Below are 24,785 nucleotides of genomic sequence, written 5' to 3'. Positions count from 1 at the left end.
GGGAATCGTCATGCGCACCATCACCCGTTTCATTGCAGCCACGGCCATCGCACTCACCGCCTCGCTCGGGGTGAGCGTCGCAACAGCGCCGGAGATGGGCATCGCTCACGCCAACGTCGGGCCGCGCTGCTGCTGAGACAGCCGTCGACGCACCGAAGCGGCCCATCCCGAACCGGGATGGGCCGCTTCGCGGGACTCGCCGAGCGCTAGACCCGGGTTGCGACGGTGGAGGAGCCCAACCGGAAGCCCGAGGAGGCGCCTGCGCTGCGGAACGCGTCGACCGCCGCCTGAACGTCGCCGGCCTCGGTGAGGAGATTGGCCAGCTCGAACCACAGTTCGGCCGCCTCCCGATCCGCACCCACAGCGGTCAGTTCCAGCGCCGCCTTCCGGAACAGGTCACGAGCCTGTTCGATCCGCCCGTCAGCCATGGCGACCCGTCCCTCAAGGGAGAACGTGACGGCATGCAACATTGGCGCCCGCAACGGCGCTACCTCGCGAGCACGCGCGACGTCGTCGGACACGGCTGCAAAGTCGCCGAGCGCTGCGTGTGCTCGTCCGCGGACGATGTGCAACACGCTGCGGTCCCACGCCGACGCATCCGACCAGTCGAGTTCACGCTCGGCGCCTTCGAGCATCTCGAGGGCGGCCGAGACGTCGGCCGGGTCGGCCTGCAGGTGGAGGTTCGCAACCTGCACCTTCAGCTTGGCGAGGTTCCGATTGTCCTGACCCAGCTCGAACAGAGCGAGCGCCTTCTTGGCCAGATCGATGGTGGCCGGGGTCGCGCCTTCCATCGCGGCCCGAATAGAGCTCGCATTCCAATAGGCCGACGCCTTCGCGATCGGGGAATTGAACTTCTCAGCTTGGCCGAGAGCGCGCATGCAGGTCCGCATCGCCTCATCCATGTTGCCCAGACCCTCGTGAGCGGACGCGATTGTGACGGTGAGCTGAATCGCCTCGGTCAGCCCGCCGATCTCCAGCTCGGCGATCGTCACCTCTGTTCGTTTGCCGACGTCGATCGCCTTCGCGAACTCTCCACTGTCGCGGTAACAGCGCGCGAGAGCGATCAGCGACTTCAGCCATTCGGAGTCCGGGGTCGGGTCGCCAGCCAGCCCTTCGAGCACGAGGATCGCGCCGTTGAGATCGCCGGTGGCTTCCAGAGCACCAGCGCGGACCCGGAGCGCTCGGCGCTGAAGTTCTGGGTCGGGTCGCACCGCGATGCGGGTCAGAAGGGCATCGCTTTGCTCCAATGCCGTGGCGCTGTCTCCCGAGACCAACGCGAGCTCGGCGTAATCGAGGGACAGTTCGATTTCTGCATCGCGGGGGGTTCCGCTGGGCGGAGGGTTGGAGTCGTCCCCCAGCAATTTCTCGAGAGTGGTGCCCATCCGCGCGGCCATCCGCTCGAGGAGGGTCGCCTCGGGGCGACGTTGGCCGTCCTCGATGCGGGACAGATAGGCGGGCGTGACCTCTCCGCCAACGACCTCTGCCTGCGTCATGCCGGCCGCGATCCGTGCATTGCGGATGCGGCGACCAAGTTCCTTGACATCGATCGTGCGGCTCAGTTCAGCGAGGTAAGGCTCCACATTCCCCATTGTTCCTTGCATCTGTTGACGCGGCGAGCATTTCGACAGTTGCCCACCGCGGTAGTCCGGTCAACCAGGACGACGCGAGACACCAAAAAGTCGCCTCGCCGGACCCGCGACGCGAGATGAGACGCAGTGGACGCCGGTCAGCCACCTGTCCTATCCATCTGGCTACATCAGGAAACAGTTACAGAGACGCGGACCTGTTTACCCCAAGTGTCAACCGCCGTTGACACATCGAGTTACACTGCTGTCGTTCGGTCAGACAGAGCCCCGCGGGGTGGTGGGCTTTGAGGTGATCCTCGGTGCCTACTCGCCGCTGTCGATCGCGGCGATGGGTCCAGTATCGCTGTCGGGGTAGAGCAGCGCCATCGATCCTTCGGACAGGTAGCGGCGGTCGCCTGCTTGCCATTCGTCGTGCATGTCGGCCAGGACCGCTCCAACGAGACGGATCACCGCGGCGGGGTTGGGGAAGATCCCGACCACGCGGGCACGGCGCTTGATCTCCTTGTTGACCCGCTCGAGTGGGTTGGTCGACCAGATCTTCTGCCAGTGCGCCCGCGGGAAGACCGCGAAGGCGAGGACTTCCGGCTTGGCCTCATCCATCAACGGACCGATCTTGGGGAACGACTTCGCGAGCTGGTCACGGACCTCGTCCCACGCGGTGGCGACCGCGTCAGCATCGGGCTGGGCGAACGCGGTTCGGAACACCGCGGCGACCATGTCGACGTGCGACTTGGGCACGTGAGCCAGCAGGTTACGGGCGAAGTGCACCCGGCAGCGCTGGTGCCCGGCGCCCTGGAAGGACCGCTTGAGTGCCTTGACCAGCCCGGCGTGCTGATCGCTGATCACGAGCTTCACCCCGTGCAAGCCGCGCTGCTTCAAGGTGGCCAGGAATCCACGCCAGAACGTCTCGTCCTCGCTGTCCCCAACGTCGAGTCCAAGCACTTCGCGTGACCCATCAGCGGCGATCCCGGTCGCGACCACGACCGCCATGGACACCACCTGCGAGGTCTGGTTGCGGACGTTGAGGTAGGTCGCGTCCAGATAGACGTAGGGGAACTCGACGTGGTCCAACGGTCGGGTCCGGAACGCACCGACCTGCTCGTCCAGGCCGGCGCAGATCCGGGAGACCTCGGACTTGGAGATCCCCGAATCGGAGCCCATCGCTTCGACCAGGTCGTCGACGCTGCGGGTGGACACGCCGTGGACGTAGGCCTCCATCACGACCGCGTACAGGGCCTGGTCGATACGCCGGCGGGGTTCGAGGATGACCGGAAGGAACGAGCCCTTGCGCAGCTTGGGGATGCGCAGCTCGACATCGCCGGCCTTGGTGGTCAGCATCCGCGGCCGGTGGCCGTTGCGATCAGTGACCCGATCAGGAGTGCGTTCGTAGGGTGCGGCTCCGATGCGTTCGGTCGCTTCGATCTCGATCAATTCCTGCAGCGCGACGCGGACCGATTCACGGATCAGGTCCACGCCGTCGCCAGTGCGGAAAGCGTCGAGGAGTTCGGACAGGGCAGACTGGGGCAAGGCCATCGGTGGTTCTCCTTCAGTGCGTGCTTAGCCGTTACACACCGAAGATCCCGCCGATGGCCGCCTACGTCAGACAGCCCCGCCGTGGTCCCTCAAACCCCACCACTCCCGGGGACTCTTACTTCGGTTCACGCCGTTCGGCGCAACGGGGCGTGCTCAGGAGGGGATGCGATGTTGGGCGGCATGGAATACGTACCGGTGCTGAAGGCACGAGACGCGGAGATCAAGGCCCTGCTGCGGGCACCTTCGTCTCTGGACGTGATCCCGCTGTTCGAGCTTCAACCCGCGGACCGTGCCCGGCCGAATCCGAAGACCGGGCAGGTGCCACGCAAGAAGGGCACGCTGACAGACGCCGCCTACTTCTTGGACGACATCGCCCGGCTCTGGCTCGATCCCTTCTTCGTCGACATCAGCCGGGTCGCCGACCACGGTGATCGGCCGACGTGGTGGCACCTGTTGGCGTCCCTCAACGCCCTGGCCCCGAGCCCGGCGTCGATGATCCCCGTGCTCACCGACGACAGTTCGCCCGCCGAGGTGAGGGCAGCAGCGCAAGTGGCAGTCCTCAGCCGACGTGCGGCAGTCCGGATCAACATGTCCGTTGCCCGAGCTCACCCCGGTCGCGTAGGCAGGGCCGTCGGATCGCTGACGGCTGGCCTCGGTATGCCACCGGCAGCAATCGACGTCATCCTCGACTGGGCCGACACGCTCGAGCAGCACAACCTCGATACCCTCGTCACCGATACCTTGGCCGTTGCGAACGCATTGCCAGCGCACGGTCGCCTGATCACCTGCGGCACGCCCAACAGTGCAAGCTTCACCCAGGTCGGGGACTGGCACCCTGTCCGCCGCGAATGGTGGCTGTGGCTCCGACTCGCGCATCGCGGCCTCGACGTCGTCTACGGCGACTACGCCCTATACCCGCCCGCAAATCCGGTACCCGTCTCACCGAAGTACGGGCACCTTCGCTATTCGCGAGATGACCGGATGCACGTCCACCGCCGCGCGATGCCTCCAACCGGCGGAGGCCTGGCAGCAGCCTTCGAGGCGTGCTGTTCTCACCTGGTGAGTCAGCCGCACTGCTTACCGCCAAACTTCAGCAAGGCCGATCAACGGCTCCACGCGATCGCGGCAGGCGCCGACAAGGAGAGCAACGCAGGGAAGTGGCGTCAGATCGCCGCGGAACATCATTTCGCCGTCGTGAAGACGCAACTTGCGGCGCCACCGGCCGCGCCGCCGGGCCGGTACGGCCTGAGCGCCTGCAATGTCCCAGGGCAGCGCAGAGGGCACCCGCCGGTCGTGGTTCGCCAGCAGCGCTTCCCGAACACGTTGAACGGTCTGCTTGGAACCAAACTCGCTGGCGAACCTCAGCCGAAGGTCGTCGACAGGGACACCCGACAATCGCCGGTGGCCGCGTTCACGCAACGCGCTGAGGAGGTCCTCGCGCAGGAGGAACGATGTCACTGCCAGCGGGCTGATGGCGGGGTTGAGGCGGCCTCCCCGAACCTGCTGCACCCGCACCTTGTCGCCCGCCCAGCGCGCCGACCAGATGTTCCACCATGGCGGAACGATCTCAGTAGCAGCTGCACGCAGTCGGTCCCCGACGATCAGCGTCGCGCGTTCGACCACCATCCCGTAAGAGGCGACCTGGCGCGGCAGTCGAGACAGGGAGTCCACGTCGCTCTTGATCTCGAACCCGTGGATCCTGCTGGAAAGCAGCAACGCATCGAGACGAGCCGGGATCGACCATCGAACGTCGACCTCGTGCAGCAACACATGTCGCCGGTCGCCCATCTGCCGAGCAATCGCAACTGCCATGGCATCACGCACGTCAGCATCGCGCACGTGTCGCACGCTACCCCGGTTACCTCTGGTTGCTGCGGTGCCGGCCCCTGCTGTAGATCGACTCACGCCTGGGACCGTGCCGGCATCGGACGGCGCAACAATCTCCGACCCAAGGCAGTCCAGGCGACACGACCGGGCGATCAGCGCAACGGCGTTGTTGCCGGTCACGCAGGTGGCGCCTGGGGTTTGTCCGGCGTCGTCGGCGTCGCGACGGGAGCCGGCAACGGCGCTTCGTCCTCCAGGGCATCGGTGCCGATGTCTTCGGGCAATGTCTCGGCGCCTTCCATGCTGTTGTCTCGGAGAGCGTTGAGGCTGTCTTCGGGGACGATGGTGAACTCGCGGTGGTGGGAGTCGGGGAGATAGAGGCGAGAAGGCCAGGCCGGCTCATCGGCGCAGGCCCGGCACAGGTTGACCACGTCAAGCGGCTTCACGGCGCGATCTCGCAGTCGTGACAGCGCGACGTTGACCAGGTCCGCGTGCTGCCGGTCGAGCGCGAACAGGGGATACTCGCGGCCGTTCCACACACCTTTGAACTCACGGGTCTCCAGCAGGAGAAGATCTGTCAGCGGAAACACGGTTTCGTCGGCTCCCGCATCAACAGCGCAGTGAGCGAGCGCCCACGCGACCTCGACCGATAGGGTGAAGTAGCGGTGGCTGCACGCGGAGAACACTCGGAAGCCGGTGTCGATGCTCGGCCCGAAGTAGTCGTAGAGATACTGCTCAGTCCGATTGGCCAGGGCGGAGTCGTTGAGTTCGACCACGCCGGCGTCGGACGTCTCGATGGTCGGGTTGCGAGGGATTGAGCTCTCGCTGTCAGGGCCGGGGAACGTCGCGACGAATGCCCCTCCCTTGGTTGCGAGCGAGACGTCTGCCAGAGCGTCGCGTTCGTACATATCCATGGCCCGGAGCCATATCCTCACGGCCGTGTAGATGTCGGCTTCGCTGCGTACGCGGGTGGTGAAGATGAGTTCGTCGCCGACCGGCTTCCACAGCGTGAATCCGGGCTCGTACTTGTGCTCTCGCGTGAGGTCGCCAAGCATCTGGGGGAAGGCACGATAGAAGGACAGGAACGTTGCCTGCCAGATCTTCTGCTGCTGCTTGTACTTGGTCGAGCCGACGATGTCGCAGGACAGGAAGAGCAGCGATCGGGGATCGGATGCGCTCACAGCAGACGGAGCACCTTGGCACGCACCTCGACAGCTGCCGGGGACACTTCGAATTGTCGTGCGAGCGCGTACACGTCTCCGCTGGACCTTTGCCAACTCTTCCGGAACTCGGCCTCCGGCATCAATAGTGAGGAGGCGAAGACGTTGGCTTGAGTTTCGACCATATTGCGTTGTCCTCGGCCGAAACTCGCAGAATCGTCGAGTTGGGGATGCAGGTAGTGGAGGAAGTAGTGACCGAGTTCATGCGCCATCGTGAACCGGTCGCGGCGAGAGGAGGTAACACGTGGAAGGTAGATCACGAAGTCGCCGACCGCGTTTACATGCAACGACTCGCTGGTGTCACCGTAGGCAAGCCGGCCGCCAAGCTGTGTGACAAGGTCGTGGACGTCGGCTGTGCCGGCCCGGTCGTAGATGCCGTAGTGGTGACCAACGCGTTCGGCGTACTCGCGAATCGCGCTGTTCGACAAGCGCGAAGGCTCGGTGACGACGGTCGACACGCCTCACTTACCCCTTCTGGTCTGCACGCTGTGCCCGTTCCGGATCTGTATGGCCGTCGGCGGCGCCGACTGGCTCCCTTCCTATCGCCGTCAGCCTAACGCGGCAGATGCCGACGCGACTTGACAACCGGCCGTTGTGAAGCGCGCGTCACGGCATGGCAGCGCCCTCACACCGGCGGACAACTCCGCTACTTCACACCGGCGGAACAACGGCGGCGTACACCGACAGGCCAGCTTCGAAGGGTTAGGTGCCTGGTTGTCGGTGTGGGAGCGTGCCGTGCTGGGATCACCCCTGCGGCATCCGAAGCCGGCGGCCTGACGACTCCGCGATTGCTGGTTCCTCGAATGCATTCGAGGAGGTCACATCGGCCAAGCAGCGGTCCCAGTCTGACCAGTCGACCGCCGCTACCCAGCGCTGAGCGAAGTCGAGTACCGACACGAGAGCCTGGGGCCCATTGCCGTTGGTCACACCCGTGAGAGCCGAGAGGTAGTTGTTGCGGAAGGCGGTTGGGATGATGACGCGTTGCTGTCCTGCGCTCACTAGCTCAGCGTTGGTCAGGATCCGCGCAAGGCGGCCGTTACCGTCGTCGAATGGGTGGCATTCGGTGACGACGAACATCGTCATCACTGCCCGCTGAAACGGATCTCGGAGACGCGCGATCTGCTCCCAGCCGACACGCAGGGTCCCTTCCAACTGGGTGGGGGCGACGAAGGCGGTCATGCCTGCGAAGTTCGCCAGCTGCTTGAACTGGCCAGGTCGCTTGTCGAGACGCGCAGCCATAAGGACGCTGTGGCGTTCCTTGAGCAGCCGCACGAAGTCGTCAGCGTCGCGCGGAACTTCGCGCATGAGCTCTGGGTCCTTGGCAATTCGGTAGGTCGCCGTGATGTCGTGTGCGTCCTGAGGCCGGTCGGAGTCCTTGCCGTCGATGGCGATCGCATACGCGTCTTCGACGGAGAATCTGGTCCCCTCGATGTAGTTCGAGAAGTAGGAATCGAAGAATGGGAGCCACTCAAGTTCGCCATCCTTCCGCAGATTCGAACGCACGATAGGGGACTCGTCCTGCAGGAGGGCGGCCGTCTTCTCGAACAGGTCCGCGCGGGCGGCGTCCAGGGGGTTGCCCGCCACCCGCGCGGCGAGGCGTTCGGATTCGATCTTCCCGCCTTGGTAGGTGCCGAGCGCGGCAGCAAGCAGTGCGCGCACTCTCTCGGCCACGCCGGGATCGAAGTACCCGCGAACTGTGTCGAACTGGGCGAACACGGTCGAGAGACGGTGTGCATCGACGTCAGATGCGAGCTGGTCGATGCGGTCTCCCACGGCAGCCATGCCCGCGGCGCGAGGCGGCCGCCCCGTCGGTGGGCGACCGGCCGTGTCAGCGTTTTCCAGCAGCCCGCGCGCTATGCCTGAGAGGGAGAGCCCTTCGGGCATCGGCATGTCTCCCGGGAGCCGTCCAGGGCCAATCCTGCAGGAGATCGTGATGCCGGGAAGCTTCAGGTCCGACCCTCGGGGGGGCTCCGGGTGGCAGACAAACACCCACCCGGAGGCACCAGGAGTCTCGAACGCGGTTCTGTCGCAAAGTACGGCGCCCGGCCAAACGTGAGCGACAATCGCGTACAGGTGGCGCTTGGCCAGGTCGGTCGGAGGGAGGCTGGACCCCACGACGTAGATGCCTGGAGCTAGACGGACCGCCCGGCCAGCCTTCTGTTGCCGTGCCAGCCTGCTCTTGGTCTCCTGGGTGCTGAAACGAAGGTCGCCCGCGGGGTTCGGAGGAGTGCCAGTCACCACCCACACCACCGTTCCGCCGCCGAGCTCCTATGCCACCAATTCAAGGAAACCCTAGCTCCACGACGCCACTTTTTTAGCGAAACCCCGGGCGTGGAGGCTGCTTGAGGGCGATTGCTGGTCACTTTTTTCCCAAAACCCCCGGCCTCTACACGGTTGGTTCCCGCATGGGTAAAGGGCCTGTTCTTCTTCCCGCTGCTGTGATGGCGGCCGGGCCGAAGTCGATCGCTCGCCTGTGCGGCGCTTTGCAAGGTCATCCTCGGAATGGGCAGTGGCGGGGCCTCAGCCAGATGCCGACAGAGCAGGGCTGCCGTACATCCGCAGCGTCCCCGCTCGCGCTGACAGTCGTTCAGGAACGCCCCCCTGCTAATGCACTAGTGCACTGGGTAAACCGACGGCACGGTCGGTCCCGTGCCCACGCGGCGTCGACGCAGAAGTCGGGTCGGACGACCCCTAGGGACCGCCGCCGCCGACGCTGGCCCGGTGCAAGCCCCCGCCTATACCGGCAGCACGAACAGGCCGGCCTCCGCGCGTGTAGCGTCCGGGAATCTCACGCCGCGGGCGGCATGGTGCAGCGGCCGCCAGCAGAGAAGTCCACCCGGATCCGCTCCGCTACCGAGACGTCGGTGTTCTCGGCGTGCGCCAGCAGGCTCGTGAGCGTCACATACTGGCGCGACGACCTTTGCACGACGTCGAGGACACCGGCGCGGGCCAAACGAGGCACCGTGCGCTGATCGCATCTCAGCAGCAGGGCGGCCTGACGCACCGTGACCCGGTCGTCGTGGCCCCGCCTGCCAGCACGCCGTGTGTCGCGGTCGTGCCCGAAGGCCTCGACCGACGACGCGGTGACCCGACGAAACCTATGCTCAGGGGCCGCTTCAACGACGTTGACGTAGCCGTGGTCGATCAGAGTGGTGACGTCGTCGACGCCGATGCCGAGGCGCTCGGATGCCTCGCTGACCGTCATGGATCTCGCCTCGATGCTCTCGCGCGCGTCGACAGCGGCGAGCAGAGTCGCCACGTCCTCGTCGTTGAGGCGCCAGCGCTGGCCGGGAAGGCGGTCGGGCTTCCCGAGGCCAAGCTTGACGGCGAGCGTCCAGATCTCGTGGTAGCTCCAGCCGACGTCGGCCGCGATGTCGCGCAGCTCGGTTCCCTGGCTGTCGAGCCATCTCTGCACGTCCGACTCCCACGCGGCCCACACCAGGCGGGTGTGCCACGGGCGTTGGAACGCGGGAATCTCGCCGGCAGCCATCATGCGGCGCGTGGTCGTGGCCGCGCGGCCCATACGGGCTGCGACCTCCTCGACGGACAGCGCGGACCCCTTGATCGGGTCGTGGTCGCGGACCCGCCAACTGGCCGCGATGAGGCGCTGCTCGATCACGTCGCGGTTCGTGTGATTCCGGGTGCCTCTCCCCCACTGCTCGCGGACTCCGGTCGCGGCGCGCAAGGACGCGGACTCGCCCAATTCGGCGTTGCTAAGTTTAGCAAGGACGTCGGCCGCCTCGATCAGCTTCGCCTTCGAGACGCCGAGGTCGTAGTGCCGTGACTGGATGTCCGTGCCGGACCCGTGTCCGGCGTAGGCGAACCTGATCCTCTCTTCGATCTGGGCTTCCTTGAGGTCGGTGATCAGCGAGCCTCGCAGGGTATGGGGCGTGAACTGGACGTCGGCTCGGGCGCACGCCTCCTTCAGGTAGTTGCGGTAGGTCGATTGGCCGCTGGCGTCGTCCTTGCCGATGCCGGGTATCAGCCGGGCGTCGGTCCGCACCCGTCCGGTGTCGGGGTCGGTGTGGAAGACGGCGATGAGCTGCTCGATCAGGTCGGCCAGCTGGAGCGGCAGTGGGATCACGCGTTCGCCAGCGTCGGTCTTCGTGCCATCGACGTGCTCGACCTTCTCGAGGAGGCCGTCGGGCGCGCGTTGCAGCATGCTGAGGCCGCCCTGCTTGTCGATTGCTAGCCATCCGCGACCGTTCGCGTCGCGGACGTAGTCGGAGACCAACGGGCCGAATCCTTCGCTGATGCGCACGCCGAGGAGTCGCTCGATCCATAGCGTCACCTGCGCGGTGACGGGAAGGTAGGGCATGAGCCGGGCGATGGTGGCGATGGAGACGTAGGTACGCCTGACGCTCCGCGGGCGTTGCCGGTTCGCGGGCAGCGGCTCCAGGGGCTGCATCAGGAAGCAGCCGATCAGGCCCGCGCCGTGCATCCTGGCGCGTTCGAGGCCGGCGTTGAGCTCGCGCAGGACGTTCCGGGCCGTGCCGGCGCTGACACCGTGCGGGTCGGCCGGCTCGACGAGGAGACCTGCGGCACGCAGGTCGTAGGGACGGATCAGACTCGCTCCCGTGCGCAGGTCGGCGTGGGTCCGGATCCGCTCGTCGGCGATGGCCCGTTCGAGGGCATCGGTGCCGCCGGCCGTCGCGGCGGCGGCGTCCTCGAGGCTCAGGTGCAGGCAGCTGACGGCGCGGCGGTCGAGGATGTCGCCGGCGACCGTGGCCGCGGGTAGCGACTGAGTGCCGGCCAGGATCCGCGGCAGCCGTTCGGTGTCGGTGATTCGCAGCGCCGCGGTCCCCCGCGCCTCAGCGGGCTTGGACCAGGCGAGCTCGACCAGGAACGGCACCAGGTAGCGACGCCAGACGTACTCGACTCCGGTAATCCGTTTCCCGCCGGCGTGCATGTTGAGGCCGTAGTGGTTGAGCAGGTGCTCGGTGACGTAGACGGCCGGGGCCGTCTCGTCGCGTTCGGCGACAGGGTCGAGCAGGTAGTCGTAGTCGTTGACGGTGTTGATCAGGGCGACCAGGTCGGTCTCCGCCTCGCTGAGCAGGACCGGGAATCCCTCGCAGGCGGCGAAGACCGCGGGACGGCGCTGCCCGAGACCGCGCAGCGAGAGCAGGTCGCGCCGCATCCGGATCGCGGCCGCGTGCCGGGCGCTCATGCCCGTCCTCCCAGCCGTGCGATGACATCGGCGAGCTTGCCGAGCTGGATCGTCAACTCCGCGAGCTGGCGGTCCTTGGCCTGCAGCTGCTGGCGGGCCGAGCCGAGCTGCCGCTCTGCCGATGCCAGCTGCTCGCGCAGGGTGGCGATGACGGCGTCGCTGCTGACCAGGCGGCCCTGCGTCTCGGCGATCTCAGCCCGGAGGTCGGTGATGGTGCCGCGTGACTTGATGACCTCGGCGGACTCCGCGGCGGTTCCGGCGATGCCGAGGTCGGTGATCTTGATGAGGTCGTGGGCGAGCAGGTCGGCAACACGGTAGGTCGCCTCGCCGGTGAGCGGATCGGGCCTGACCTCGATCTGGTGCCTCTTCTCCGCGCGGCGGATCGTGTCCGGGCTTTTGCGGGCCAGGGCGGCGGCGTCCTTGCGGCTGATCCGGTCCTCGGGGGTGTAGCTCATGACGGTTCTCCGGTGTGGGGCGACCCTTCTGGTCGCGTGCCGGATGACCGGTCCGGGCCCCCCGGAAGCTGCGCAATCGGCGCAACACCGTCGACTCGAACTGCCACCCCCTTGCCACCCTTTGGCGCGCAAAGTCCCAGGTCAGGGGGGGGTAGCACGGGGGTGGCAGGGTCGCATCTGCCATGGCAAATGCCCTGGCAGCAGGCTGTCCGAAGGCGGTTCGCGGACCGTTCGGCGAGGGCTGAAATCACGGAAGGCCTCCCAGTTCAAGCCTGGAAGGCCTTCCGACAATCCTGCAGTCGCAGGTTTGTTTGGTAGCGGGGGCAGGATTTGAACCTGCGACCTCTGGGTTATGAGCCCAGCGAGCTACCGAGCTGCTCCACCCCGCGTCGGTGAACCCAACGTTACGACATGGCGCCAAAGGCGACCAAATCCCCGCGACAATGGGGCATCGGGCCATCCGGACCTCCGAGGAGAACGAACCACCACCGTGCCGCACAACCTCCCCCCACCCCAACCGGGCCTGCGCCCCGGCTTCACCGACGTCTTCGGGCCCGAGCGACCGCGGGCGACCGTGCTCGTGCTGCACGGCGGCGCCGAGCGCAACACTCTGCCTCTCACCGACCGCAGCCTCTCCTGGCGCCGCGCACGACGCCTGGCTCGCGACATCGCCTCGCCACTCGCCCGCGACGAGGTGGCCGTCGCAGTGCTCCGCTACCGGATGATCGGGTGGAACGCCGGCCGCGCGGACGAGCCGAGCCCGGTGACCGACGCCCGCTGGGCGCTGGAGCACCTGGAGCAGGCGATGGGCGTGCCGGTGGTGGTCCTCGGGCACTCCATGGGCGCCCGCACCGCGGCCGCCGTCGCCGACCACCCGAGCGTCCGGGGCGTCGTCGGGCTCGCGCCCTGGCTACCCGCCGACGACCCGGTCGAGCGGCTGCGCGACAAGACACTCCTGGCCGCCCACGGCGCCCGCGACAAGATCACCTCGCCCAAGGCCACCCGGCGGTACGTCGCCCGCGCGGCCGAGGTCGGCACCGCGCGCTTCACCGACATGGGGCCGGTCGGGCACTACCTGCTGCGCGACGTACGGTCGTGGAACCGGTTCGCGCTGCAGGCCTGCCGCGAGATCGCCGCGGTCTGACCTACTTGGCCGGGCGCTCGGCCGCCAGCGAGGCGGCCAGCGCCACCTGCTGCTTGGCGATCGCGAGCTGCTTGGCCCACTCGACGGTCTTGCCCTGGCGCTGCAGGAGGTCGGCCCTGGCGAAGGCCGCGTCGGCCTTCGCGATCGCCGCGTCGATCCGCTCGGTCAGGGTCTGACCCGGCGACCCGCCGGGACCGGGACCGCCGCTCCCCTTCCCGCCGGTGCCGCCGTTCCCTCCATTGCCGCCGGGCACGTTGAGGGCGTCGCGGAGCGCGCTGGCCAGGTCGTTGCCGACCCCGACCTTGCCGTTGTAGGACACGATCACGAACTGCAGGATGCGGAAGCTCGACGTACCTCCGCGGACGCCGTAGACCGGCTGGACGTAGAGGTAGGTGCCGTCCAACGGCACGGTCAGCAGGTTGCCCATGGCGGCCGAGCCCGCAGGGAACAGTCGCAGTCGGGCCTTGACCGCCGCGTTGCCGCTCATCGCGTTGGCGATCGTCCCCGGTCCGTCGACCCCGGCGTTCGACATCTCGGTCAGCTGGATCTTCCCGAAGTCGTTCGACGTCGCGTCCGAGTTCACCGACATGTACGCCGCCAGCGTGTTCTTGCCGCGCGGCACGAAGTCCGACGTGAGCGACCACTGCTGTGTGCCGTCCTGGTCGATGAACATCCGGTACGGCGGCTGCATCTGCGTGTCGACGACCGAGTTCGGGTCCGCCGGCACCGACCACTGGTCGCTCGCAGCGAGGAACTGCGTCGCGTCGGTCACGTGGTACTTCGCGAGCTGGTAGCGCTGCACCTTGAACAGGTCCTCGGGGTAGCGCAGGTGCGCCTTGAGGTCCGGCGGGATCGCATCCTCCGGCTGCACCGTGCCCGGGAAGGCCTTCATCCAGGTCTGCAGGATCGGGTCCTCCTGATCCCACTGGTAGAGGGTGACGGTGCCGTCGTACGCGTCGACGGTGGCCTTGACCGCCGAGCGCATGTAGTTGATCTTGTCGGTCGGCAGGGTGCTGGCGCCGCCGCTCTCCTGCAGGGAGTCGTCGATCATCGAGCGGAACGACTCGCTCTGCGAGTCCGGGTAGCGATCAGTCGTCGTGTAGCCGTCGACGATCCACTCGACGTGCCCGTCGACCACCGCGGGGTAGGGGTCGGAGTCGACCGTCAACCACGGCGCGACCTTCTCCACCCGCTGGGCGGGGTCGCGGTTGTAGAGCACCTTCGACGCCGAGTTGACCCGGCCGGACAGCAGGAAGTTCGGCTCCCCGAACTTGATCGCGTACATCAGCTGGTTGAACGTGCCACCGATCGGCACGCCCCCGCTGCCGGTGTACGTCGTCGTGCGGCCGCCCGCCGATCCCGGGGACAGGCTCAGCTCCACCTCCGGCGCCGAGCTCGACGCCCTGCCGACGATCGAGTAGGCAGGGCTGTCCTCGCCGTAGTAGATCTGGCTCCGGTAGTCGCCGAGGTCGTGGTCGGTCTTGACGCCCTTCGTCGAGTCGTTGAGGCCCTCGGCCCACACGAGCCGGCCGCTGTTGGTGCTGTTGGCGGTGTCGAGCGGGGTCACGTTGTTGGCGTACGCCGCGATGACACCGTCGCCGTGGGTGTAGACGGTGTGCAGGTTCGCCCAGCTCTGGTCCGCCGGCGGGATGCCCGTCTGGTCCAGCTCGCGTACGCCGAGCACGAGCGGCTCCTGCTGGCCCTTGATCTTGTAGTGGTCGACGTCCAGGACGTTGGGGACCTGGTAGTAGTTCGCCGGCAGCTGCAGCTGCTGGAACGTGTCGCTGACCTGCTTCGGGTCGACGACCGGTACGTCGGCGACGTCCTTCTCGAGCGTGGCGGCCGACGCCTTGCCGGTCGCGGTGCCGGTGGAGCGCACGTCGTTCACGCTGTCCAACCGGTACGCCTGCTGGGTGGCGTCGATGTTGGCCTGCATGAAGGGGTTCTCCTTGTCGGCCTCCGACGGCTTGACCTGGAACCCCTGCACGATCGCGGGCCAGATCATCCCGATCAGGATCGCCGACAGCGCGAGCAGCGCCAGCCCGACGGTGGGCAGCTGCCAGGTGCGCCGCCAGATGTTGAGGAAGAACAGCACCGCGCAGATCAGCGCGACCCCGAGCAGGATGTTGCGGGCAGGCAGGACCGCGTTCTGCCCGGTGTAGTTCATGCCGGTGAAGAGCGAGTGGTCGTCGGTGACCAGGTCGTAGCGGCCCAGGAAGTAGTCGGCGGCCTTGGCCAGCACGAACAGCCCGGCCAGCGCCGAGATCTGGACCTGGGCGGCCCCGGAGAGCCGGTCGCTGGGCAGGTGCAGCCGGATCCCGCCGTACACGTAGTGCACGACGGCGGTCGCCAGCACGGCCACGATCGCCACGGCCATGACGTAGTCGGCGAGGCAGTGCCACCAGGGCAGCCGGAAGACGTAGAAGCCGATGTCCTTGTGGAAGTAGGCGTCCTTCTGGTGGAAGGGCGTGGCGTTGCGCCACAGCAGGTAGTTGCGCCACTGCCCGATGCCCGACGTACCGGCGAACGCGCCGACCACGACGCACACCCCGGCCAGCAGCCAGCCGCGGATCGGCGTGACGGCGTCGCGGTAGCGCTCGACGCTCGCGTCGCCGCCCATCCGGAACAGCGGGCGCATCCGGTAGGCCAGCACGATGTTGCCGCCGACCACCGCGGCCATCAGGCCGCCGAAGACGAGGAACAACCCCACCTTGGTCCAGAGCAGGGTGGAGAAGACCTCGCCGTAGTGGACCTCGTGGTACCAGAGCCCGTCGGTGTACAGCGACGCGAACGCGCTGAGCAGGAAGATGAAGACGACCACACCGACGGCGAGCGCGATCAGCCACCGGCCGCGCCGGCGCGGCGGCGCCGGGACGTCCTCGGGCTCGTCGTCGAACAGCTCACTCATCCGAGGCGTCCTCGTCCAGCAGGGTGTCGCGCAGCGCCGCCACGAGGTTCGGTACGACGTCCGCGCCACCCATCACGGCCGCGTCGTCGTCCTCGCTGCGCAGCCGTACGGCGCAGTACGTCGACCCGTCCCGCGTCACGCCGGCGACGATCCGCACCTCCTCGCGGTCGGGGTGCTCGCGGGCGTACTCCTCCGCGGCCGCGGGGTCCTCGGGGACCTGGCCGTCGGCGGCCGGAGGGAGCACGAGCCGCTCGACCACCACCGCGCAGCCGGCCACGCTGGGCGGCCAGCCGATGCTGCCGAGGACGTCCTCGAGCCGGTCGCCGGAAGGCAGCTCGTCCTGCTCGATCGAGGTCAGGGAGCCCCGCTCCCGGCTGTCGTCCAGGCCGAGCGACATCGCAAGTGCGGGCTCGGCCGCGACGAACTGCGCGGTGTCGACGAGCGCGTAGAGCTTGGCTGGCTGGTCCCATCCCATGCCGGCGTGGTGCTTCTCCAGCTCCAGGACCACCGAGGCCAGCGCCGGGTCGACATCCAACTCGTAATCCACCACTGTCTCCTCGCTCGGGTCAGCCGCAGCTGGGCAGGTCGGCGTTGTGGTCGGCGGCCCAGGTCTTGACGGCGGTCAGGGCCTGCTCCGCGGTGGTGACCTTGACCAGCCGCATCCCGGAGGGGTGCAGCCTGGTCACGTCCACGCAGTTGCCGCTGGGCACCAGGAACAGCTGGGCGTGCGCGGCCTGGGAGGCGGCGATCTTCTGCGCGATGCCGCCGATCGGGTCCACCTTGCCGCTCGGCTCCAGCTCGCCGGTGCCGGCGACGATCGCCCCACCGGTCAGGGACCCGGGGGTGAGGGTGTCGTAGATCGCCAGCGAGAACATCAGTCCCGCGCTCGGGCCTCCCACGTTCGGGTCGATGTGCAGCTCGATGTCGAACGGGTAGTGGTAGCCGATGCCCGGCGTGACGCCGATCTTCGGTCCGTCCTTGGTCGCCGCCGGGGTGATCCGGACCTGCTGGGTCTTGCCGTCGCGGCGGATGGTCAGGGTCAGCGGATGCGTCCCGATCCGGGTGATGGTGTCCACGAGCAGCTTGCCGCCCGCCTGCGTGCCGGCGAGACGGGTGCCGTCGATCGCGAGCATCTCGTCACCGGGCTCGAGCTTGCTCGCCGCGGGGGTGCCCGGCGAGACCGCCATGACCTTGAGGACCGACCGGACCTGGTAGCCCAGCTCCCGCAGCGCCACGGCCTTGGCGAAGTCCTGCGAGCTGACCATCTCCTGGGCGCCCTGCTGCTTCTCGTCGACAGCGGTCGAGGCCGCCGGGTGCACGTAGTCGTAGGGCAGCACCGCGTCGTTGTGGTCGAACCAGCGGCCCAGCGCCTCGCCGAGGGAGAGCCGGTCGCCGTCGCTGGTCTCGCGCACGGTCGTGAAGCGCAGCTGCCCGCCGGTGTCGTAGTAGGTCGCGTGGCCGTCCACCTGCACCAGGTGGGCGGCGTTCGAGTCGCGGCCGAGGACGTCGTACGTCGGCCCCGGGCTGAAGCTCGCGAACGGCAGCGGCACCGCCAGCGCCAGCGTGGCGAGGACCAGCACGAGAGGCGCCGCGACGAACGCGGCGATCAGGCGCTGGTGCATGGCGCCTACCCTCTCACCCTGCGGCAAGCAGACCTCAGGAGGCTCGGCTCTCCTTGACGACCACACCCTCGACGTCCGGCGCGGGCTCGACGGCCTCGGCCACCTCGCCCTGCAGCAGAACGGGCCGCTGTCGTGACGGACGCAGGGCCACGCCCGTGCTCCGCTCCGGCGTACGCCGCTCCAGCGCGTAGCCCGGGCTGCGCCGCGGCTCGGCCGACAGCGCCTCTCCCAGAAGCCTCGCGGCGGTCTCGCGGTCGACCTGTCCCCGCTCGTCGCGACCGAGCCAGCCGACGACCAGCATCGCCACGCCGGTCACCACCGCGGCGGGCACGAGCCAGAGCAGGATCTCCACGTCGTCAACGGTAGGCCGGGCACCGCCGGGATCCGGTCAGGGCGCGCCGACCCATTCCTCGGTGCCGTCCTCGAAGCTCTGGTGCTTCCAGATCGGGACGGTCGCCTTGAGCGTGTCGATGAGCGCCTCGCTGGCGTCGAAGGCGCTCCCCCGGTGCGCGGACGCGGTCGCGACGATGACCGCCGCGTCCCCGATCGCCAGGTCGCCGACCCGGTGCACGGCGGCCAGGGCCGTCACGTCGTACTCCTCGGCGACGCGGTCGCACACCTGCTGGAGCTGCTCGAGCGCGGAGGGATGGGCCGAGTAGGACAGCCCGGTCACGCCCTGCCCGTGGTCGTGGTCGCGGACGCGCCCGACGAAGAGGACCACCCCTCCCGACGACGCCTCGTCGAGCGCGGCGAGGACCTCGTCCACGGACAGCGGCTCGTCGCGGATCGCGGCCAGGCGTACGGCGGGATGCGGCATGGCGCCACCCTATAGATTTGGGGCATGAGCAGCGGAGGGCCCGGCGGCCCCGACGACGCCGACAACCCGTTCAAGGGCACGCCCTTCGAGCAGATCTTCGGCGCGCTCGGGGGCGCCTTCGGAGGCCCCGGGGGCGGAGCGGACTTCTTCAGCCAGCTGTCGCGGCAGTTCCAAGAAATGACGCGACCGTACGAGGGCCCGCTGAACTGGGACGTCGCCATCGACCTGGCCCGCCGCGCGGTCGCCGCGGAGCCCGACCCGACCCCGAGCACGCGCGACGCGGGCCGGGTCGCTGACAGCATCCAGCTGGCCGACCACTGGCTCGACACGGCGACAGCCTTCCCGTCCGGTGTCTCGACGACGGCCGCCTGGAGCCGCGCCGACTGGATCGTCGAGACCAGGCCGGTGTGGCAGGTGCTCGTCGAGCCCGTCGCGGAGCGCTCGGTGGGCGGGGTCGGCGGTGTCGTGCCCGAGGAGTTCAAGGTCGCTGCCGGTCCCCTGCTCGGCATCCTCGGCCAGGCCGTGGGCGCGATGCTCGCCAACCAGGTCGGCCAGGGCCTGGGCGGGCTGGCGGGCGAGGTGCTGACGGCCAGCGACGTCGGGCTGCCGCTCGGCGCGCCCGGCAAGGCCGCGCTGGTGATGAGCAACGTGCGCTCCTTCGCGGAGGGGCTCGGGGTCGGCGAGGACGACGTGGTCCTCTACCTCGCCCTGCGGGAGGCCGCGCACCAGCGGCTGTTCGCTCACGTCCCGTGGCTGCGCGAGCACCTGATCGGCGCCGTCACCGACTACGCTCGCGGCCTGGAGCTCAACGCCCAGGAGCTGCAGGAGCGCATGCAGGAGCAGCTGCGCGGCATCGACCCGACCAACATCGAGTCGATGCAGGAGCTGCTCGAGAACGGCATGTTCGAGGCGCCGAAGTCGCCCGCCCAGGAGGCCGCGCTGGCCCGCCTCGAGACGGCGCTCGCGCTGGTCGAGGGCTGGGTGGACGAGGTCGTCGGGCAGGCGGCCGCCGAGCGGATGCCCACCGCCGACAAGCTGCGCGAGGCCGTACGCCGCCGCCGCGCGGCCGGTGGTCCCGCCGAGCAGACCTTCGCGGCGCTGGTCGGCCTGGAGCTGCGGCCCCGCCGGCTGCGCGACGCCTCCACGCTGTGGGGCGGCCTGCGCGCCCGCTCGGGCCCCGAGGCGCGTGACGGCGTCTGGATGCACCCCGACCTGCTGCCGACCGCCGCCGACCTGGACGACCCGCTGTCGTTCCGGGCCGAGGCGACCGCTCCGGACGAGCTGAGCGCGGACGAGTTCGACGCCGAGCTGCGTCGGCTGCTGGAGGGGCCGGGCGACGGCGAGACGCCCGCCGCCGAGTGACGCTGCACGCCGACGCCCTGGCCACGCTGCGCGGCTGGTCCGCGCCGACGCCGGCCCAGGAGCAGCTGCGCCTGCGCTACGTCGAGCACCTGGAATCGAACCCGGACGGCGTGTGGCGCTCGGCGTACCCCGCGCACCTCACCGCCGGCACGCTGGTCATCGACGAGCCCGGCGACCGGGTGCTGCTGAACCTGCACCGCAAGGCGGGCCGCTGGTTCCACTTCGGCGGCCACTGCGAGCCCGGCGACGCAACGCTGAGCGCGGTCGCCGAGCGCGAGGCGCACGAGGAGTCGGGGCTGGCGGTCCTGCGGTTCCATCCCGAGCCGGTGCAGCTCGACGTGCACACGGTGGCGTTCTGCGGGGACCGCGGGGACGTCGACCACCTCGATGTGCGGTACGTCGCCGCCGCTCCCGCCGATGCCCGCCACGCCGTCAGCGAGGAGTCGCTCGCGGTCCGCTGGTGGCCGGTCGACGACCTGCCCGAGCTCGAGCCGGCCATGCACGACCTGATCGCGCGGGCGCGGGAGCTGCTGGCCCCGCGCTAGCCCGGCGGCGGCTCCACCCGCGCCGCATCCGACCACCCCAGCAGGTAGCCCTTCGCCAGCTCGGTCTTCGGGTAGTGCCCCACCCACGCCCAGAACCGCTCGTCGTGCTGCGGCTCGAGCAGGTGGGCCAGCTCGTGCATCAGCACGTAGTCCACGACCCAGTCCGGCATCCGCTGCAGCCGCTCCGAGAGCCGGATCGTCCGGTCCCCCGGCGTGCACGAGCCCCAGCGGGCGCGCTGGTTCGACACCCAGCTGACCGACACCGGCACGGCCAGGCCACCCAGGTAGGTGTCGCTGAGCTCGGTCGCGCGCCGCATCAGGTCCGCGTCCGGCGTACGACGGCGCCGCGGAAGTCGCTTCGGCTTCGGCTCCGGCGGCATGGCCAGAAACCTAGCCGCTCAGACGTGACGCAGCCCACTCCAGCAACCGGTCACGCGGCCAGGTGTTGACGATCCGGTCCGCCTCGATGCCCGCGTCCTCGGCCCGCTCACAGCCCAGCACCGGGAAGTCGAGCTGGCCCGGGGCGTGGGCGTCGGAGTCGATCGAGAACACGCAGCCGATGTCGCGCGCCAGCTCCAGCAGCCTGGTCGGTGGGTCGCGCCGTTCGGGCCGGGAGTTGATCTCGACGGCCACGCCCTCCTCGGCGCACGCCTCGAACACCGCCCGGGCGTCGAACGTCGACTGCTTGCGCGTCCCGCGGCCGCCGGTCACGAGCCGGCCGGTGCAGTGGCCCAGCACGTTGGTGAACGGGTTGCGGACCGCCGCCACCATCCGCCGGGTCATCGCCGGCGCCTCCATCGCGAGCTTGGAGTGGACGCTGGCCACGCGCAGGTCGAGCCGCGCGAGCATCTCGTCGGTCTGGTCGAGAGCGCCGTCGTCCAGGATGTCGACCTCGATCCCCTTCAGCAGCGTGAACCCTCCGCCGAGGTGGGCGTTGACGGCGTCGATCACGCCGAGCTGCTTGGCCAGCCGCTCCGCCGAGAGCCCGTTGGCCACCCGCAGGCGCGGCGAGTGGTCGGTCAGCACCTGGTACTCGTGGCCCAGCTCGATGGCCGTCATCGCCATCTCCTCGATCGGGGAGCCCCCGTCGGACCAGTCCGAGTGCGAGTGCAGGTCCCCGCGCAGGGCCGCCCGCAGCGCGGTGCCGCCGCCGTGGGCGGTCAGCGGACCGCCGTACTCCGCCTCCGCCTCGGCCAGGCGTGCGGGCAGTACGCCGGCCACCGCGTCGGCGATGACCGCCGCCGTGCTCGCACCGACGCCCGGGATCTTCGTCAGCGTGCCGGCCTCGGCGGCCGCGGCCACCTCTTCGGGCGGCAGCGGCAGGATCGCTGCGGCCGCGCCGCGGAACGCCTTGACCTTGTAGCTGTCCGCGCGCCCGCGCTCGAGCAGGAACGCGATCCGGCGCAGCGCCGCGACGGGGCCGCCGTCGTACGACTCCCGATCCTTCATGGCGTGCCTCACATTTTCTCCTCCACAGCCGGTGGACAACGGCGGGGCCTGTGGACCGACGCGTTTGCGCAGGTCATCCCACGGTACGACGCTGCTCTCCGCATCGTTCCCCCACCGCTCTCCACAACCCCTCCCCCTCTATCCACAGCACCCTCCCCCGTGATCCCCAGATGTCCACAGGTTTGTCCCCAGCTCTGTCCACAGGCGACACGCCCACCGCATTGACCCCGACCTGCCGCACTCCTAGCGTCGTCACCAGATGAGGCCTCCGGGCCGCCAGGCGAGGCTCGCAAGGGGAAGGCGAACCACGTCAACGGCGGACCGGGGGCCTTTTCACCTTCCCGTCACCGACCCCGGAACTCCGGCGTCCGCCGCTCCTGCGCGGCCCGGATCCCCTCCTGCAGGTCCTCGGTGGCCAGGGTGACCGGCTGGGCGATCGCCTCCCAGTCCAGGCACGCCTCCAGGCTCGCGTGCCCGCGCGCCAGCGCCGTCTTGGTCAGCCGGGTCGCGATCGGCGCGGTGCCGGCCACCTCGGCCGCGGTCGCCAGCACCTCGTCGAGGAACCGCTCGTCGTCGATCACCCGCGACACCAGCCCGAGCCGCAGCGCCTCGTCGGCGTCGACCAGGCGCCCGGTCAGGAACAGGTCGCGGGCGGCGGCGGGCCCCACCACGTCGGGAAGCAGGTAGGTGCCGGCCATCCCGGGGTGGATGCCCAGCTTGGTGAACGGCAGGCCCATCCGGGCACCCGCCGCGGCGTACCGGATGTCGCAGGCCAGCGCCATGCACAGCCCGGCGCCGATCGCCGCGCCGTTGATGGCGGCGATCGTGGGCACCTCGAGCCGGCGGATGGACAGCCACGCCCGGTAGAACGGCAGCATCTTGGAGCGCAGCCGGTCCACCGAGGCGTCCGGCTCCGCGGCCAGCCAGGACAGGTCGCCGCCCGAGCAGAAGCCCTTGCCCTCGCCCGTCACCGCGACCACCCGGACCGTCGGATCGGCCGCCAGGTGGTCGACCGCGGCCACCCACGAGGCGGTCATCTCATCGCTCATCGCGTTGCGCCGGTCGGGCTGGTCGAGGATCAGCAGAGCCACGCCGGGCGCCGGTCGCTCCAGCCGGAGGTGGGTGAGCGTGGGCGCAGGCGTGGTGAGGCTGTCTCCAGACATGCGGGGGAGGCTACTGGGCCACGCGGACACCGTGCCGTAGGGTCGACCGAGGCCGGAGGCGACGCGTCCGGCTCCGGCGGGCTTCCCCATACCGATTCCCCGCCGCGACGACCACACAAGAAGATGAGCAAGGAGGCCGTCATGGCGGAGACCTGGAGCGGCGAGTTCTACTGCGTGAAGTGCAAGGCGAAGCGCGAGGCGACCGGCGAGGTCAAGGTGAACGACAAGGGCACCCGCATGGCCAAGGCCGTGTGCCCCGAGTGCGGCACCAACCTCAACCGCATCCTCGGCAAGGCCTGAGCGCCCCAGCCTGACGTCACGGGCGGCCCCACCTCCGGGTGGCGCCGCCCGTGCTCGCTTTTCGGGGCTGTGGAGAGAGGCCGACGCGTACGCCGCCGCGATGCGACCCTGCTGCCATGGCACCCACTCTCGGTCAGCTGCCGACCCTGCCGACGCTGCGTGGCGGGCGGCCCGTCCTCCGCCGCGACGACCACACCCTGCAGATCGGCATCGGGGCGCACCCGGTGCTGCTGCGGGACGAGCCCGCCGTCGGCGCGCTCCTCGAGCACCTCGACCCGATCACCACCCCGACCCGGCAGGTCGACCTGGACCACCCGGCCGTCCGCGACGCGCTGGCGCGGCTGCACGCGGCGGGCCACCTGACCAGCGCCGAGGCCCCGCCGCCGCTGCCCGCGGTGGGGGTGTCCGTCCTCGACGCCGCCCTCGCCGACCGCATCGCTCCCCTGCTCGAGGTGGCCGGACTGCGCCGTGACGACATCGACGCGGAGGCCTGGCTGGTCGCGGTCGCCGGGCCGGTCCCCCGCGACATCGCCGACGGCCTGCTCCGGTCGGGCAGCCCGCACCTGCTGGTGAGCCTGCTGGAGGGCGCGTGGCGGATCGGCCCGTTCGTCGTACCCGGTGCGACGGCGTGCCTGTGCTGTGTCGACGCGCACGAGTCGGAGGCCGACCCGCGGCGCGCGCTGCTGCTCACCCAGGCGGCGCGCGCGGCCCGGCGCCATCCCGAGCAGCCCGACCCGCTGCTCGAGCTCGGGGCGCTCACCTGGGCCCTGCGGGACCTGCGCACCTATCTGGCCGGCGGCGAGCCCGGCACCTGGTCGGCCACCGTGGACCTGCCCGCGCCCGACGAGCCCAACGGCGCTCCGCGGATCACCCGCTGGCTGCGCCACCCCGACTGCGGCTGCTCCTGGGACCAGTTGCCGTTCGAGTGAGTGCTTACCACCACTCGCTGTCGAGCTTGGCCTCCATCGAGCGCACGTGGGCGCGGGAGCAGGCCTCGCAGAAGGTACGCCGCCGGCCGTTCTCGACCGCGACGGTCCAGGTCAGCGGCGGGTGGTCGCCCGCCTCGGTCCGCCCGCAGAAGTCACACTGCACCACCACTCCACCGTACGCAGTCCCCGACGGGAGCACCCCGAAAAACGCCGAGACCCGCCGGGATTCCGGCGGGTCTCGGTGTTCGGCCCGGTCACAGGCTGCGAGCAAGGGCGAGACGGGCTCGCGCGGCCGCACGCTGGGCGCGCTGGCTCAGACGAGCCTCACGGGCCAGCTTGGCCTGGCGGGCGTGGGCCGCCCTTGCAGCATGCGCGGCGATCTCCGCGCGGACCAGCTCCTCGTTGAGGTAGCTCATGGTGGTACTCCTATCGATGATGATGTGGTGGTGTCACGCGGCCGCGTCCTTGCGCGGCCGTCCCCGCGGCCGCTTGCGCGCGATCACGGTTCCGGACAGGAACAGCTCCCCGCCCCAGACTCCCCAGGGCTCGCTCCGCTCGAGCGCCCCCGCCAGGCAGTTCTGCCGCACCGGGCAGTCGCCGCAGAGCTCCTTGGCGAACTCCAGGTCGGAGGGGGATTCGGCGAACCAGAGCTCCGCGTCGTTGAGGCGGCAGGGCAGCATCTCGTCCAGCGGGGGCTCGAGAACGTCGATGGTCATGTGTGTCACCTCCTCTGGACCTGTCTCGTCGGGCATGTGGTTGTC

General features: G+C 69.4%; 25 protein-coding genes, 1 tRNA gene and 1 pseudogene. 7 read left to right on the top strand and 20 right to left on the bottom strand.

Features of this window, described 5'->3' with window-relative positions:
- Nucleotides 1-10: 10 nt before the first annotated feature.
- Nucleotides 11-136, top strand: coding sequence for a hypothetical protein (locus ACYU8V_RS17945; RefSeq protein WP_460792688.1), 126 nt, complete (start codon nt 11-13; stop codon nt 134-136).
- 70 nt (nt 137-206) lie between these two features.
- Here ACYU8V_RS17945 and ACYU8V_RS17940 read toward each other — a convergent pair whose 3' ends face one another.
- Both ACYU8V_RS17940 and ACYU8V_RS17935 read right to left on the bottom strand, forming a co-directional pair.
- On the bottom strand, nt 207-1,580 hold the full coding sequence (locus tag ACYU8V_RS17940; RefSeq protein ID WP_460792690.1) for a helix-turn-helix domain-containing protein: 1,374 nt from the start codon (nt 1,578-1,580) through the stop codon (nt 207-209).
- A gap of 309 nt (nt 1,581-1,889) precedes the next feature.
- Nucleotides 1,890-3,119 carry an IS256 family transposase gene (locus ACYU8V_RS17935; protein ID WP_460792692.1) on the bottom strand — a complete coding sequence of 410 codons (1,230 nt, stop codon included), beginning with the start codon at nt 3,117-3,119 and terminating at the stop codon, nt 1,890-1,892.
- 168 nt (nt 3,120-3,287) lie between these two features.
- Between ACYU8V_RS17935 and ACYU8V_RS17930 the strand changes: the two are divergent.
- Nucleotides 3,288-4,250 (top strand): annotated as a pseudogene (locus ACYU8V_RS17930) (beta family protein); the annotation flags it as partial.
- On the opposite strand, the gene ACYU8V_RS17925 reads toward ACYU8V_RS17930, so the two are convergent.
- The 7 genes from ACYU8V_RS17925 to ACYU8V_RS17895 form a co-directional block, all read right to left on the bottom strand.
- Complete coding sequence (locus ACYU8V_RS17925) at nt 4,197-4,943, bottom strand: sce7726 family protein (RefSeq protein ID WP_460849279.1); 747 nt, start codon at nt 4,941-4,943, stop codon at nt 4,197-4,199. The pseudogene ACYU8V_RS17930 and the gene ACYU8V_RS17925 overlap by 54 nt on opposite strands.
- 179 nt (nt 4,944-5,122) lie before the next feature.
- Nucleotides 5,123-6,124 (bottom strand): hypothetical protein, encoded by a 1,002-nt coding sequence (locus ACYU8V_RS17920; RefSeq protein WP_460792695.1) that lies wholly within the window; start codon nt 6,122-6,124, stop codon nt 5,123-5,125.
- Nucleotides 6,121-6,621: an ImmA/IrrE family metallo-endopeptidase gene (locus ACYU8V_RS17915; RefSeq protein WP_460792696.1), complete on the bottom strand. Its 501-nt coding sequence runs from the start codon at nt 6,619-6,621 to the stop codon at nt 6,121-6,123. The genes ACYU8V_RS17920 and ACYU8V_RS17915 overlap by 4 nt, the downstream gene beginning before the upstream one ends.
- A gap of 286 nt (nt 6,622-6,907) precedes the next feature.
- Complete coding sequence (locus tag ACYU8V_RS17910) at nt 6,908-8,047, bottom strand: Fic family protein (RefSeq protein WP_460792697.1); 1,140 nt, start codon at nt 8,045-8,047, stop codon at nt 6,908-6,910.
- A 904-nt stretch (nt 8,048-8,951) separates the two neighbouring features.
- Nucleotides 8,952-11,330: a hypothetical protein gene (locus ACYU8V_RS17905; protein WP_460849269.1), complete on the bottom strand. Its 2,379-nt coding sequence runs from the start codon at nt 11,328-11,330 to the stop codon at nt 8,952-8,954.
- Nucleotides 11,327-11,785 (bottom strand): hypothetical protein, encoded by a 459-nt coding sequence (locus ACYU8V_RS17900; protein ID WP_460792699.1) that lies wholly within the window; start codon nt 11,783-11,785, stop codon nt 11,327-11,329. Before ACYU8V_RS17900 ends, ACYU8V_RS17905 begins: the two co-directional genes overlap by 4 nt.
- A 312-nt stretch (nt 11,786-12,097) precedes the next feature.
- Nucleotides 12,098-12,174, bottom strand: a tRNA-Met gene (locus tag ACYU8V_RS17895).
- A 101-nt stretch (nt 12,175-12,275) separates the two neighbouring features.
- On the opposite strand from ACYU8V_RS17895, the gene ACYU8V_RS17890 reads away from it, so the two are divergent.
- On the top strand, nt 12,276-12,929 hold the full coding sequence (locus tag ACYU8V_RS17890) for an alpha/beta hydrolase (protein ID WP_460849267.1): 654 nt from the start codon (nt 12,276-12,278) through the stop codon (nt 12,927-12,929).
- 1 nt (nt 12,930) lies between these two features.
- On the opposite strand, the gene ACYU8V_RS17885 is transcribed toward ACYU8V_RS17890, so the two are convergent.
- From ACYU8V_RS17885 to ACYU8V_RS17865, 5 genes are read right to left on the bottom strand one after another with little or no spacing between them, the layout of a single operon-like run.
- Nucleotides 12,931-15,837: a UPF0182 family membrane protein gene (locus tag ACYU8V_RS17885; RefSeq protein WP_460849266.1), complete on the bottom strand. Its 2,907-nt coding sequence runs from the start codon at nt 15,835-15,837 to the stop codon at nt 12,931-12,933.
- Nucleotides 15,830-16,384: a PPA1309 family protein gene (locus tag ACYU8V_RS17880; protein WP_460849265.1), complete on the bottom strand. Its 555-nt coding sequence runs from the start codon at nt 16,382-16,384 to the stop codon at nt 15,830-15,832. Before ACYU8V_RS17880 ends, ACYU8V_RS17885 begins: the two co-directional genes overlap by 8 nt.
- 19 nt (nt 16,385-16,403) lie before the next feature.
- The gene (locus ACYU8V_RS17875; RefSeq protein WP_460849264.1) at nt 16,404-17,459 is read right to left on the bottom strand and encodes a YlbL family protein; all 1,056 of its coding nucleotides are present in this window, start codon (nt 17,457-17,459) and stop codon (nt 16,404-16,406) included.
- A gap of 34 nt (nt 17,460-17,493) precedes the next feature.
- Entirely contained in the window at nt 17,494-17,811 is a 318-nt protein-coding gene (locus ACYU8V_RS17870; RefSeq protein WP_460849262.1) for a hypothetical protein, read from the bottom strand.
- A 36-nt stretch (nt 17,812-17,847) separates the two neighbouring features.
- Nucleotides 17,848-18,276, bottom strand: a complete 429-nt coding sequence (locus ACYU8V_RS17865) for a molybdenum cofactor biosynthesis protein MoaE (protein ID WP_460849261.1) — start codon at nt 18,274-18,276, stop codon at nt 17,848-17,850.
- 24 nt (nt 18,277-18,300) lie between these two features.
- Here ACYU8V_RS17865 and ACYU8V_RS17860 point away from each other — a divergent pair, with 24 nt between their 5' ends.
- Nucleotides 18,301-19,638, top strand: coding sequence for a zinc-dependent metalloprotease (locus tag ACYU8V_RS17860; protein WP_460849259.1), 1,338 nt, complete (start codon nt 18,301-18,303; stop codon nt 19,636-19,638).
- Nucleotides 19,635-20,183: an NUDIX hydrolase gene (locus ACYU8V_RS17855; RefSeq protein WP_460849258.1), complete on the top strand. Its 549-nt coding sequence runs from the start codon at nt 19,635-19,637 to the stop codon at nt 20,181-20,183. Before ACYU8V_RS17860 ends, ACYU8V_RS17855 begins: the two co-directional genes overlap by 4 nt.
- Here ACYU8V_RS17855 and ACYU8V_RS17850 read toward each other — a convergent pair.
- The 3 genes from ACYU8V_RS17850 to ACYU8V_RS17840 all read right to left on the bottom strand — a co-directional run bounded on the left by ACYU8V_RS17850 (nt 20,180) and on the right by ACYU8V_RS17840 (nt 22,795).
- A complete protein-coding gene (locus tag ACYU8V_RS17850; RefSeq protein WP_460849257.1) occupies nt 20,180-20,563 on the bottom strand; it encodes a M48 metallopeptidase family protein in 384 nt (127 codons plus the stop codon). The two genes, ACYU8V_RS17855 and ACYU8V_RS17850, sit on opposite strands and share 4 nt — an antisense overlap.
- Nucleotides 20,564-20,573: 10 nt before the next feature.
- On the bottom strand, nt 20,574-21,644 hold the full coding sequence (locus tag ACYU8V_RS17845) for a PHP domain-containing protein (protein ID WP_460849256.1): 1,071 nt from the start codon (nt 21,642-21,644) through the stop codon (nt 20,574-20,576).
- A 332-nt stretch (nt 21,645-21,976) separates the two neighbouring features.
- Nucleotides 21,977-22,795: an enoyl-CoA hydratase/isomerase family protein gene (locus tag ACYU8V_RS17840; protein ID WP_460849254.1), complete on the bottom strand. Its 819-nt coding sequence runs from the start codon at nt 22,793-22,795 to the stop codon at nt 21,977-21,979.
- Between the two features lie 141 nt (nt 22,796-22,936).
- Here ACYU8V_RS17840 and ACYU8V_RS17835 point away from each other — a divergent pair, with 141 nt between their 5' ends.
- Nucleotides 22,937-23,095: a DUF5679 domain-containing protein gene (locus ACYU8V_RS17835; RefSeq protein ID WP_181407747.1), complete on the top strand. Its 159-nt coding sequence runs from the start codon at nt 22,937-22,939 to the stop codon at nt 23,093-23,095.
- Between the two features lie 116 nt (nt 23,096-23,211).
- Nucleotides 23,212-24,024: a hypothetical protein gene (locus ACYU8V_RS17830; protein ID WP_460849252.1), complete on the top strand. Its 813-nt coding sequence runs from the start codon at nt 23,212-23,214 to the stop codon at nt 24,022-24,024.
- A 4-nt stretch (nt 24,025-24,028) separates the two neighbouring features.
- Here the strand turns inward: ACYU8V_RS17830 and ACYU8V_RS17825 are convergent, their stop codons facing one another.
- From ACYU8V_RS17825 to ACYU8V_RS17815, 3 genes are all read right to left on the bottom strand, one after another.
- Complete coding sequence (locus ACYU8V_RS17825; RefSeq protein ID WP_460849250.1) at nt 24,029-24,190, bottom strand: hypothetical protein; 162 nt, start codon at nt 24,188-24,190, stop codon at nt 24,029-24,031.
- A gap of 88 nt (nt 24,191-24,278) precedes the next feature.
- Nucleotides 24,279-24,440, bottom strand: a complete 162-nt coding sequence (locus ACYU8V_RS17820) for a hypothetical protein (protein WP_460849248.1) — start codon at nt 24,438-24,440, stop codon at nt 24,279-24,281.
- Nucleotides 24,441-24,473: 33 nt separating this feature from the next.
- Nucleotides 24,474-24,740: a WhiB family transcriptional regulator gene (locus ACYU8V_RS17815; protein WP_460849247.1), complete on the bottom strand. Its 267-nt coding sequence runs from the start codon at nt 24,738-24,740 to the stop codon at nt 24,474-24,476.
- Nucleotides 24,741-24,785 lie beyond the last annotated feature (45 nt).

The organism is Nocardioides ultimimeridianus (assembly GCF_054777895.1).
Note: the sequence above shows the minus strand (reverse complement) of the source record. Positions and strands in the feature narration are given on the sequence as shown.